Origin of the sequence: Bacillus sp. 220_BSPC (assembly GCF_001054655.1) — a bacterium.
GTDB classification, from domain to species: domain Bacteria; phylum Bacillota; class Bacilli; order Bacillales; family DSM-1321; genus Peribacillus; species Peribacillus frigoritolerans.
Map to the genome: position 1 here is coordinate 1 of NZ_JVPL01000032.1, position 263 is coordinate 263.

At 52.1% G+C, this 263-nt stretch carries 1 tRNA gene; it reads right to left on the minus strand.

The annotated features are described in order from the left end of the window. Positions 1-68: 68 nt before the first annotated feature. Positions 69-154 (minus strand) — tRNA-Leu (locus tag ADA55_RS02190). Positions 155-263 lie beyond the last annotated feature (109 nt).

The following is a 263-nucleotide window of genomic DNA, read 5'->3' on the forward strand; positions in this document are numbered from 1 at the left end:
CAACCTTCTGATTCGTAGTCAGATGCTCTATCCAATTGAGCTACGGGCGCTAATTTCTATGATGTTATTGGTGCGGCCGAGAGGAGTCGAACCTCCACGGGGTTTCCCCCACTAGGCCCTCAACCTAGCGCGTCTGCCATTCCGCCACGACCGCGAAAGCGACTTTGTAAGTTTAACACCTTTTCAACTTGATGTCAAGAAGAAAAATATCAGTGCGGGTGAAGGGACTTGAACCCCCACGCCTTGCGGCGCCAGATCCTAAG